Genomic DNA, 10,800 nt, shown 5'->3' with positions numbered 1-10,800 from the left:
GTCCAGCGGCGAGGACCCGTCGGACCCAAAGTGCCAAGGGCGATTCTGGCGCGCCATGTCCTTGGCGTGGGTTGCGGCGGCCGCGTTCAGCTGAGCATTCAGTTGAACGGGCTGCAGGCCAGAGGCCTGGCGCAGCGCGTTGACGGAATCAAGCATGCGGAACTGCAGCTTCTCGGGGTTGCCGCGGATCTTGTAGGCCTTGGGCAGCGGTCGTCCGTCCGCCCCTAGCGACGAAGTGCCCGAAGTTTCAGTACATGCCGCAAGCGCGACAAGGCAGATCAGCAGCAAGGAAAAGATACGCGTCATCATAGGCCCAGTTCGTTGTTCCGAAAAGGGATAGCCTGCGCGCGCGCATTGCGCAAAGGCCCAATTGCCGATGTTCGCGTATTTCTGCCGGTTTGATTTGCGACTGAAGCATTCTGGCAATAAACTGCCTGCGAATTTCAATACTGATTATCAAAGGACCTTTTGGCATGGCCAAGAAAAACATTCACCTGACTTCGCGCCGCGGGTTCCTGGCCGGGGGCACGTCCCTGTTGGCCAGCCCGGCGATCGCGCAGTTCATCCCCGGCGATCCACTGCGCCCCGCGCCCGAACCCGAACCGCCGGTCCGGCGCAATGTTTCCGGGTTTCGCGCCATGGAGTGGCAGCCCTATTTCTCGAACATCCGAAACGGGGCGATTCTGGTCGATACGGTTTCGCGCGCGTTGCACTACTGGTCCGAGGATCAGACGGTGTACAAGCTGTACCCGTCCTCCGTTCCGCTGACCGAGGAACTGACCCGCCGTGGCCGTACCAGCGTCATCCGCAAGGTTGTGGGGCCCAGTTGGTCGCCGACGCCTTCGATGAAGAAGAGAAACCCGGAATGGCCCGACTATATCCCGCCGGGACCCGACAACCCGCTGGGAACGCATGCTTTGTATCTGAGCTGGAAATATTACCGCATCCACGGCACCCACGACACGCGCAAGATCGGGCGTCGGTCGTCGAACGGGTGCATCGGCCTGTTCAACGAACATATCGCCGAATTGTACGCTTTGACCAAGGTCGGCACGCAAGTGTTGCTAATTTGACGACATTTTCGCGCGCCAAGCCGCCGGTGGCACAAGTTGCAATTGCATTCTCGACGCTTTGCTGCTTAGAAAAAACCACGAGGTAAGTCATAGGTGCGGGGCTCCAGTATCCCGGGGCCACGCAAACTTTGGAGGTTAACATGAAGAAACTCGTTCTCGCTGCTGCTCTGACCGCTGCCGCTTCGACCGCATATGCCGGCAATCTGGAAGAGCCGGTTGTGGAAGCACCGGTTGTTGTCGAAGAAACCCAGGGCTCGTCGCAGGGCATCATCCTGCCGCTGATCCTGCTGGTCGTCGTCGCAGCAGCTGTTGCCGCAGGCTAAGCCCAACGGACTACGACAAAAAAGAAAGGCGGTGGATTTCCACCGCCTTTTTTCGTGCTTGTTTTCGGGCCGGTTCAGTCCAGCCAGCCTTTGAGGTTGTCCTCGACAACCTTGCCCAAGGCCGCGATATGCGCGTCCTCGTCGTTGAGGCAGGGAATGTAGGTAAAGCTTTCGCCGCCGGCGTGCTCAAAGCTTTCGCGGATCTCTTCGTTGATCTCTTCCAGCGTTTCAATGCAGTCCGACGAAAATGCCGGGGCGATGACGGCGATATTCTTTTTGCCCTGCCGAGCCAGTTCCGCGACGTGGTCGACGGTGTAGGGCTTCAGCCATTCCTCGGGGCCGAATCGCGATTGGAAAGTGGTCACCAGCTGGTCATCCGCCCAGCCCAGCCGCTCTTTCAGCAGGCGTGACGTCTTGGCGCACTGGCAGTGGTACGGATCACCCTGCATCAGATAGCGTTCCGGCATGCCGTGATAGGAACACACCAGAACGTCCGGCTTGTTCTCCATGGCCGCATAGGCGCGCTCGACCGACTGCGCCAGGGCGTCGATATAGGCCGGCTCGTCGAAATAGGCCGGCACCGTGCGGCTGGCGGGCTGCCAGGCCTCCTCCATCAGCGCGCGAAAGAACTGGTCGTTCGCGGTGGCGGTCGTGGCGCCCGCATATTGCGGATAAAGCGGGAAGAACAGGATGCGGTCGCAGCCCTCGGCCACCATCTGGCGGACCTTAGACTTGGTCGAGGGGTTTCCGTAGCGCATGCAGAAATCCACCATGACCTTGTCACCATAGCGGTCCTGCATCGCCGCGCGCAGCTTGGCGGTCTGGTCCTTGGTGATGGTCATCAGCGGGCTTTCGCCCTTGTCGTGGTTCCAGATCGATTTGTACGCCGCGCCCGAGCTGAAAGGACGTTTGGTCAGGATGATCGCCTGCAGAATCGGCTGCCATTTCCAGGCCGGATAGTCGATCACCCGACGGTCGGACAGGAACTCGTTCAGATAGCGGCGCATCGGCCAATAGCTGTAATCGTCCGGCGTGCCGAGATTGGCCAGCAGGATGCCGACACGGCCCATCTTGATCTTGGGGTGATCTGCGGGCGCGTGCGCGGGGCGGATGGCATCGAACATGGTGGCTTTCCTGAGTTTTTCCGTAAGTGCCTGAATTAATCGGATCGACCGCGGGGTCAATCGGACAGTTTGCCTTCTTTCGTGCCTAAGGCTTGGGCGAGGCTGACCTGGGCCGAACCGGGCCGCAGCGGCTTGGGCTGGCTGGCATCCGGTGCCCAGCCGGTTAGGCAGACCAGCTCGAAAGTTGCCGTCAGGCGCCCGTCGGGGGCGGTGAAGCTTTCGGCATAGATCTGCTGTGCGCGTTGAAACACGGTCCGGCGCGTGGGGTATTTCAACCGTTCGGTCATCGCGTTGGCCTCACCCATGGCGCGCAGGTCGGCCATCAAGTGCCACAGGTCGCGGTAGGTCGCCGTCAGCGGCACCCGGTCGGCCACGGGCAGGGCCAGCCCGGCGCGTTGCAGCAGGGCACCAAGGTCGCGCAGTTCTGCCATCGGCGCGACACGGGGGCTGAGCCCGCCGGTCACCTCAATCTCGGCCTGACCCAGCGCTGCCCGCAATTCGTGCAGCGTCTCGCCGCCCAGACAGACCACCAGCAACAGCCCGTCCGGTTTCAGGGCGCGGGCGCATTGGATCAGCTGTCCAACCGGGTCATTGGCCCAATGCAAAGCCATGGCGTGGATCACCAGATCATGCGCGCCCGAGGACAGGTCCAGCACCTCGTCATCAGGCACGATTCGCGTGCCGTTCAGAACGCCTGCCCATGCCTGGGCAAAAGGGGTTACGATCGCGGGCGCCGTAAAGGTTTTATTAACCACGGCAAGGCGATCCTGCACCTCGTCGACGGCGGCGCGGTGCAGGAACAGGGCGTCGTCCCGGGCTCTGGCGCGATGCGCGGCCAGGGCGGATCGGTCAAACAATGAGGGTGTCATGGCTGCGGATGGGTCCATAGGGCGCAATTATCGCATATGGCAGCGGATTCAAACCGCGATCGAGGTCGTGTACCCACCGCGCTGCATCGGTTGCGGCGAGATGACCGGGTCGGATTTCGGGCTGTGTGGGCCATGCTGGCGCGAGACGCCCTTCATCGGGGGGATGGTTTGTGCCAGCTGCGGCGTCCCGTTGCCGGGCGAGGACGAAGGCCTCCGGGTCGAGTGTGATCACTGCATGCGCCAGCCGCCGCCCTGGTCCGAGGGGGGCGCCGCGCTGCTTTACGCTAGCAAGGCGCGGGCGCTGGTTTTGGCACTGAAACATGGCGACCGGACGGAACTCGCCAGACCCGCGGCGCAATGGATGGCACAAGCCGGGCGCTCTCTGCTTCGGTCGGACATGCTGATTGCGCCGGTGCCGCTGCACTGGTCGCGCCTGTTGAAGCGTCGGTACAATCAGTCCGCGCTGCTGGCGCAGCATCTGGGCAAGGTGGTCGGGCTGCCGGTTTGCCCTGACCTGCTGTTACGCAGCCGGCGCACCCCTGCGCTGGAAGGGAAAACGGCCGCCGAGCGGGCCGAAACGCTGCGCGATGCGATCACCGTGCATCCGAGGCGGGCGGACCGCCTGAAGGGGCGCCACGTGCTGCTGGTCGATGACGTGATGACATCGGGCGCGACCTTGGCGGCCTGCGCCCGCGCCTGCCGGGTGGCCGGGGCGGATGATATTTCCGTGTTGGTACTGGCGCGCGTTGCCAAGGATGCCTAATTCCCCCTAGATTGCGCGAAATCCAAGGGAACGGACCATGAAACCGGTTGTCATCTATACATCGCCGCTGTGCGGCTTTTGCCACGCGGCCAAACGGCTGTTGAATCAGAAAGGCGTCGCCTATGAGGAGATCGACGTTCTGATGAACCCCAAACGCAAGCCCGAGATGATCCAGCGGGCGGGCGGACGGCGCACGGTGCCGCAGATCTTCATTGGTGACACCCATGTCGGTGGCTGCGACGACCTGTACGAACTCGAACAGGCCGGCAAGCTGGACCCGCTGTTGGCCGCCTGATGAAAACCGCCCTGCTGCAGATCACCTCGTCGGACGACCCGGCCGCGAACCTGGACATGGTGCGTGCCATGATGGCCGAGGCCGCGGACCGGGGCGCGCGGTTCATCCTGACGCCCGAGGTCACCAACTGCGTCTCGACCAGCGCAACGCGCCAGCGCGAGGTGCTGCAGCACGAAGAAGACGACATCACCCTGGCGGGCCTGCGCGAACAGGCGGCGGAATTGGGCGTATGGCTGCTGATCGGATCGCTGGGGCTGAAGACACATGACGCCGACGGGCGGTTCGCCAACCGGTCCTTCATGATCGACCCGCAGGGCGGGATCGTGGCGCGCTATGACAAGATCCACATGTTCGACGTGCAGGTCACCGAGACTGAGACCTTTCGCGAATCGGCCAGCTATCGCCCCGGGTCGCGGGCGGTGATCGCCGAGACCGCCTTCGGCAAGGTCGGCATGACCATCTGCTATGACATCCGGTTCCCGCATCTGCACGCCGCGCTGGCACAGGGCGGGGCCACGATCCTGACGGTTCCGGCGGCGTTCTCTCCGGTGACCGGCGCGGCCCATTGGGAACCGCTGCTGCGCGCCCGCGCTATCGAGACCGGCTGTTGGGTCATTGCCCCCGCGCAGACCGGGGAGCACCCCAAAACCCGGGGCAAAACGCGCCATACCCACGGGCACAGCATGGTCGTATCGCCCTGGGGCGAGGTGCTGATCGACGCAGGCACTCAGACCGGCATTCACTTTTTTGATCTGGATGATAGGTCTGTTACAGAGGCACGGCGGCGCGTGCCGTCCCTGACAAATGTTCGCCCGTTCGACGGGCCCTGATCCAGAGCCGGGTAATGACTGACGAAACCAACGCCCTGGCGGTCGCGCTGTTCAGCGAGATCCTGACTGCGGACCAATTGCTGCGGAACCGGCTGAGCCGGGTTCTGCCCAAGGGAATGGAAATCTCGCATTTCTCGGTGCTGAACCACCTGGTGTTCGTGGGGGGCGAGCGGACGCCTGCCCAACTGGCCCGCACATTCCATGTGACCCGTGGGGCGATGACCAACACCTTGGCCAAACTGGAATGGGCCGGATACATCCACATCCGCCCCGATTGGGACGATGCCCGCCGCAAGATGGTGGCGATCAGCCCCGCAGGCCGACGGGCGCGCGATCAGGCGATCTCGGCCATCGCACCTCTGATCAACCGGGTCGTGGGCGAACTAGGCCTTGAGCGTGTGCGCGCGACCCTGCCGGTTCTGCGCGACCTGCGCATGAAACTGGAAGAGGAATAGGCCTCAGCCCGGCTTCACGCTGGCGGTGACGTAGTTCACGCTCAGATCCCGGTCCGAGATCGACCAGCTCCAGGTGATCGGGTTGAACACGAACCCCTTGCGGTCCACCGGGTCCAGACCAGCCTGGCGCAGCAGATCGAACAGCTCGTCCGGGGTGATGAACTTGGACCATTCATGCGTGCCGCGCGGCAGCCAGCGCATGACGACCTCGGCCCCGAAAATCGCCATCGCATAGGATTTCGGGTTGCGGTTGATGGTGGAACAGATTTCCAGCCCGCCGGGTTTCAGCAGCTGTTGCGTGGCGGTCAGATAGGCCAGCGGATCGGCCACATGCTCGACCACCTCCATGTTCAGGACCACGTCGAACTGTTCGCCCGCGTCGGCCAATGCCTCGGCGGTGGTGTGGCGATAGTCGATCTGCAGGCCGGATTGTTCGGCATGGATTCGGGCCACGGGCAGGTTGCGCTCGGCCGCGTCGGCGCCTACGACATCGGCGCCCAGCCGCGCCATCGGCTCGCTCAGCAGCCCGCCGCCGCAGCCGATATCCAGCAAGCGCAGGCCCTCGAACGGTTTCGCTGCCGTCAGGTCCCGGTCGAATTCGCCCGCGATCTGCTGTGTGATATAGTCCAGGCGGCACGGATTCAGCATGTGCAGAGGTTTGAATTTCCCGTGCGGGTCCCACCATTCGGCGGCCATGGCCTCGAATTTTGCGATCTCGGACGGGTCAACCGTGTTCGGATGCGCTTGCATTCCTGTCTCCGTGTGCTCTTTTACGCTGTAGGACTATATAGGGCCATAATGGACAAGTACCCGGACCAAAAGCGCGCAGTGCAATATCTTTACCCGCCGGTCGATCCGTTCGACCAGCGCATGGTGGATATGGGCGACGGGCACCGCATCTATGTGGAACAATGCGGCAATCCCGACGGGATTCCCGTGGTGGTTCTGCATGGGGGCCCCGGCGGCGGCTGCAGCCCGGCCATGCGGCGCTATTTCGACCCCGAGGTCTACCGGGTGATTCTGTTCGACCAGCGCGGCTGCGGCCGGTCGCGGCCCACGGCCTCGGTCGAGAACAACACAACCTGGCACCTGGTGGCCGATATCGAGCGTCTGCGGAAACTGTTCGAGATCGACGACTGGATCGTATTCGGCGGCAGCTGGGGCGCCACGCTGGCGCTGATCTATGCCCAGACCCATCCCGACCGGGTGACCCGCCTGGTTCTGCGCGGCGTGTTTCTGGCCACGCAGGCGGAGCTCGACTGGTTCTATGGCGGCGGAGCCGGCAAGTTCTGGCCCGAACAATGGGCGTGCTTCACCTCGCTGCTGCGCGACTCGGAGCTGTCCGACACCATCGGCGCCTACAACAAGCGGCTGTTTTCGGGCGATCGGGCGACCGAGATACTGTACGCCCGCGCCTGGTCGCATTGGGAAAACGCGCTGGCCTCGATCCACACGAACGGGGCCGTCGGTGAAAGCCCCGGCGAATATGCCCGCACATTCGCGCGGCTCGAGAATCACTATTTCATCAACAAGGCGTTTCTGGAATATGACGGTCAGATTTTGGATCAGATGGACCGGATCGCGCATATTCCCGGCCATATCGTGCAGGGCCGTTACGATATGATCTGCCCCCCGCAGGCGGCCTGGGGCCTGGCCGAGAAATGGCCCGAGGCAGAGCTGAAGATGGTGCGGCAGGCTGGTCACGCCCTGTCGGAACCCGGGATCAGCGCCGAACTGGTGCGCATCATGGACCGAGCCGCGCAGGAGGTGGCATGACCCGCATCGACCGCCGTGCTCTGTTCACTTCGGGTGCCGCCGCAGCCCTGCTGGCCGCGACGGGGGCCTCGCTGGCGGATACGCCGAAATTGGGCGGCGTGCTGCGCATCGCCGTGCCGCGTGACGACAGCCTGGACCGGCTGGCCCGGGGTGCGGTGTTCGACACCCTGACCGAGATCGCGCCGGACGGCACTCTGCGCGGCGAGTTGGCAACCGCTTGGCAGACCGATTCCGAGGCCCGGGTCTGGACGTTCGACCTGCGTGCGGATGCGGTGTTTCACGACGGTGCGGCACTGACGGCCGAGGATGTTCTGGCGGTCCTGTCCGAGGTCGGGCGCACCGAAGCCCTGGCGCCGGACCGCATCCAGATCGAACTGGCCGAGGCCAACCCCGGCCTGCCTTTCCTGCTGGCCGATACCCGGTTTGTCATCACCCGCGACGGGCAGAGCGTTTCGCCGCTGCAGCAGGCGAACGGCACCGGGTGTTACCGGGTCGAACGCGCCGAAGACGGGCGCCATTTCCGCGGGCGCCGGGTAGATGGCCACTACAAGGATGGTCATGCCGGCTGGCTGGAGGCGGTCGACATCATCGTGATCCCCGACCCGGCCGTGCGCGCCGAGGCGCTGCGCGACCGTTATGTGGACGTGTCGGTGCTGCCGGCGGCGCAAGGGCTGCGTGGTTTGGGTGATGTGCGGTTCTTCCCCAGCGAATCGGAGATGTCGCTGGCGATCTCCGGCACCGTAGGCCTGCCGCGCCGGATCGGGCGGGGCGCGCCACTGGACGATGGGCGAATCGCGGAACGCTGGTGGATAGCCTGAACCCGGCCTGAAAACCGAGGCCGATTGTCGGTTGGTTGACGGCAGGGGTTGCAGACTCGGGTCGTCCTGCGTATATGCAGTTGCAACAGCGGCGTGTCGGACTTCTGGTCCGAGGCTCCACCGGAAAATTCGACGGGCCGCGCGCCCGTTTTTTTGTGCCCGATCGAAGGGTAGAGCACCATATGACAAACGACCTGATAGCCAAGGCGGCGATCGACCGACGATTGGCCGAGATTATCACTCCGGTGATCGAGGATCTGGGGTATGAGTTGGTCCGCATCCGCCTGATGAGCGGCAAGCAGACCACGCTGCAGATCATGGCCGACAAGCCCGATGGCGGCATCGAGGTGGATGATTGCGCCGAGATCTCGAACGCGGTCAGCGCCACGCTGGATGTCGAGGACCCGATCCTTGACGCCTACACGCTCGAGGTGTCCAGCCCCGGCATCGACCGCCCGCTGACGCGGCTGAAGGATTTCGAGACGTTCGAGGGCTACGAGGCCAAGCTGGAAACCACCGAACTGATCGACGGTCGCCGCCGCTTCAAGGGGGAACTGGCCGGCGTCGAGGGGGATGAGGTTCTGATCAACATCCCCAACGGCGAAGAGACCGTCACCATCGGTCTTCAATTCGACTGGCTGAGCGATGCCAAGCTGGTTCTGACCGATGACCTGATCAAGGAAATGCTGCGCCAGCGCAAGGATGCCGGCGCCCTGAACGAAAACGCTTTCGACGAGATTGAGACCGAAGGGTCCGAAGAGGAGACGAACTGATGGCAATCACCTCAGCAAACCAGCTTGAGCTGTTGCAGACCGCCGAGGCCGTGGCCCGCGAAAAGATGATCGACCCCGGTCTGGTCGTCGAAGCGATGGAGGAATCGCTCGCCCGCGCCGCCAAGAGCCGATACGGTGCCGAGATGGACATCCGCGTGTCGATCGACCGCAAGACCGGCAAGGCGACTTTTACCCGCGTCCGCACCGTGGTCGATGAGGAAGAGCTTGAGAATTATCAGGCCGAGATGACCGTCGATCAGGCGCGCGCCTATTTCGAGCCCAGCAAGGATGGCCGCGCGGTCTGGCTGCGCGACGGACAGCCGATCGAGGATTTCTCGACCGGTCCGCAGGTGGGCGACGTGTTCCAGGAAGAGGTTCCGCCCGTGGAAATGGGCCGGATCGCCGCGCAGTCGGCCAAACAGGTCATCCTGCAGAAGGTCCGTGAGGCCGAGCGCGACCGCCAGTACGAAGACTTCAAGGATCGTGTCGGCACCATCATCAACGGCGCCGTCAAGCGCGAGGAATTCGGCAACGTGATCGTCGATCTGGGCGGGGCCGAGGCGGTTCTGCGCCGCAACGACAAGATCGGTCGCGAAAGCTATCGCCCCAATGACCGGGTGCGCGCCTACATCAAGGAGGTCCGTCGCGAACCGCGCGGTCACCAGATCTTCCTGTCGCGCACCGCGCCCGAGTTCATGGCCGAGCTGTTCAAGATGGAAGTGCCGGAAATCTATGACGGCATCATCGAGATCAAGGCCGTGGCCCGCGACCCCGGATCGCGCGCCAAGATCGCCGTGATCTCGTATGACAATTCCATCGACCCTGTCGGTGCCTGCGTCGGTATGCGCGGCAGCCGCGTGCAGGCCGTCGTGAACGAGCTGCAGGGCGAAAAGATCGACATCATTCCGTGGAACGAGGATCAGCCGACCTTCCTGGTGAACGCGCTGCAGCCGGCCGAGGTTTCCAAGGTGGTTCTGGACGAGGAAGCCGGCAAGATCGAGGTCGTCGTACCTGAGGAACAGCTGTCTCTGGCGATCGGCCGGCGTGGTCAGAACGTGCGACTGGCCAGCCAGCTGACCGGTCTGGACATCGACATCATGACCGAGGCCGAGGAATCGGCCCGCCGCCAGAAGGAGTTCGAGACGCGGACCAAGCTGTTCATGGACAGCCTCGACCTGGACGAATTCTTTGCCCAACTTCTGGTTTCGGAAGGCTTCACCAACCTCGAAGAGGTCGCCTATGTCGAACTGGACGAGCTGCTGGTGATCGACGGCGTCGATGAAGGCACCGCGCATGAGCTGCAGGCACGCGCCCGCGACGTTATCGAGGCCCAGGCCAAGGCGGCGCTGGACAACGCCCGCGCGCTGGGCGCCGAGGACAGCCTCATTGAATTCGAAGGCCTGACACCCCAGATGGTTGAGGCACTGGCCAAGGACGGCGTGAAAACGCTCGAGGACTTCGCCACCTGCGCCGATTGGGAACTGGCCGGCGGCTGGACCACGGTTGAGGGCCAGCGGGTCAAAGATGACGGTATCTTGGAACCCTTCGGCGTGTCGCTGGAAGAGGCGCAGGATCTGGTCATGACCGCGCGGGTCATGCTGGGCTGGGTCGATCCCGCCGAGCTGGAGCAGCCCGAGGAAGACGCTGAGGGCGAAACGGTGGAGGAGGAGGCCGAGGCCTGATCTCGGGCCTCGGATGACG

14 protein-coding genes are annotated in these 10,800 nt (G+C 63.6%); 10 read left to right on the top strand and 4 right to left on the bottom strand.

Going from position 1 to position 10,800, the window contains the following annotated elements; all coding sequences use genetic code 11:
* Positions 1–306, bottom strand: a 306-nt coding sequence (locus AC2FME_RS15775; protein WP_496800943.1) for a CAP domain-containing protein, incomplete at its 3' end; no start/stop codon positions are given.
* Between the two features lie 167 nt (positions 307–473).
* On the opposite strand from AC2FME_RS15775, the gene AC2FME_RS15770 reads away from it, so the two are divergent.
* Together AC2FME_RS15770 and AC2FME_RS15765 are read left to right on the top strand one after the other, a co-directional pair.
* Positions 474–1,073, top strand: a complete 600-nt coding sequence (locus AC2FME_RS15770; protein WP_496680473.1) for a L,D-transpeptidase — start codon at positions 474–476, stop codon at positions 1,071–1,073.
* A 140-nt stretch (positions 1,074–1,213) separates the two neighbouring features.
* A complete protein-coding gene (locus AC2FME_RS15765) occupies positions 1,214–1,396 on the top strand; it encodes a hypothetical protein (RefSeq protein ID WP_005979327.1) in 183 nt (60 codons plus the stop codon).
* A gap of 74 nt (positions 1,397–1,470) precedes the next feature.
* On the opposite strand, the gene hemH is transcribed toward AC2FME_RS15765, so the two are convergent.
* Entirely contained in the window at positions 1,471–2,520 is a 1,050-nt protein-coding gene (gene hemH, locus AC2FME_RS15760) for a ferrochelatase (protein WP_496800942.1), read from the bottom strand.
* 56 nt (positions 2,521–2,576) lie between these two features.
* Positions 2,577–3,389: a methyltransferase domain-containing protein gene (locus tag AC2FME_RS15755; protein WP_496741423.1), complete on the bottom strand. Its 813-nt coding sequence runs from the start codon at positions 3,387–3,389 to the stop codon at positions 2,577–2,579.
* Between AC2FME_RS15755 and AC2FME_RS15750 the strand changes: the two genes are divergently transcribed.
* Genes AC2FME_RS15750 through AC2FME_RS15735 form a run of 4 tightly spaced genes read left to right on the top strand, consistent with a single transcriptional unit; the run spans position 3,388 to position 5,732 of the window.
* Entirely contained in the window at positions 3,388–4,152 is a 765-nt protein-coding gene (locus AC2FME_RS15750) for a double zinc ribbon domain-containing protein (protein ID WP_496800941.1), read from the top strand. The genes AC2FME_RS15755 and AC2FME_RS15750 overlap by 2 nt on opposite strands.
* Positions 4,153–4,189: 37 nt before the next feature.
* Complete coding sequence (gene grxC / locus AC2FME_RS15745) at positions 4,190–4,447, top strand: glutaredoxin 3 (RefSeq protein WP_005979317.1); 258 nt, start codon at positions 4,190–4,192, stop codon at positions 4,445–4,447.
* A complete protein-coding gene (locus tag AC2FME_RS15740) occupies positions 4,447–5,277 on the top strand; it encodes a carbon-nitrogen hydrolase family protein (RefSeq protein ID WP_496800940.1) in 831 nt (276 codons plus the stop codon). Before grxC ends, AC2FME_RS15740 begins: the two co-directional genes overlap by 1 nt.
* 14 nt (positions 5,278–5,291) lie before the next feature.
* Positions 5,292–5,732 (top strand): MarR family winged helix-turn-helix transcriptional regulator, encoded by a 441-nt coding sequence (locus AC2FME_RS15735; RefSeq protein WP_093963629.1) that lies wholly within the window; start codon positions 5,292–5,294, stop codon positions 5,730–5,732.
* 3 nt (positions 5,733–5,735) lie between these two features.
* Here the strand turns inward: AC2FME_RS15735 and ubiG are convergent, their stop codons facing one another.
* On the bottom strand, positions 5,736–6,482 hold the full coding sequence (gene ubiG, locus AC2FME_RS15730; RefSeq protein WP_093963628.1) for a bifunctional 2-polyprenyl-6-hydroxyphenol methylase/3-demethylubiquinol 3-O-methyltransferase UbiG: 747 nt from the start codon (positions 6,480–6,482) through the stop codon (positions 5,736–5,738).
* 48 nt (positions 6,483–6,530) lie between these two features.
* Between ubiG and pip the strand changes: the two genes are divergently transcribed.
* The 4 genes from pip to nusA all read left to right on the top strand — a co-directional run bounded on the left by pip (position 6,531) and on the right by nusA (position 10,781).
* Positions 6,531–7,508, top strand: coding sequence for a prolyl aminopeptidase (gene pip / locus AC2FME_RS15725; RefSeq protein ID WP_496800939.1), 978 nt, complete (start codon positions 6,531–6,533; stop codon positions 7,506–7,508).
* Complete coding sequence (locus AC2FME_RS15720) at positions 7,505–8,326, top strand: ABC transporter substrate-binding protein (RefSeq protein ID WP_496794957.1); 822 nt, start codon at positions 7,505–7,507, stop codon at positions 8,324–8,326. The genes pip and AC2FME_RS15720 overlap by 4 nt, the downstream gene beginning before the upstream one ends.
* A 182-nt stretch (positions 8,327–8,508) precedes the next feature.
* Complete coding sequence (gene rimP, locus AC2FME_RS15715) at positions 8,509–9,099, top strand: ribosome maturation factor RimP (protein ID WP_149775996.1); 591 nt, start codon at positions 8,509–8,511, stop codon at positions 9,097–9,099.
* Positions 9,099–10,781: a transcription termination factor NusA gene (gene nusA / locus AC2FME_RS15710; protein WP_496800938.1), complete on the top strand. Its 1,683-nt coding sequence runs from the start codon at positions 9,099–9,101 to the stop codon at positions 10,779–10,781. Before rimP ends, nusA begins: the two co-directional genes overlap by 1 nt.
* Positions 10,782–10,800: the final 19 nt, after the last annotated feature.

Source organism: Ruegeria sp. BHSC026, from assembly GCF_059613065.1.
This window is presented reverse-complemented; position numbering and strand designations above follow the sequence as displayed.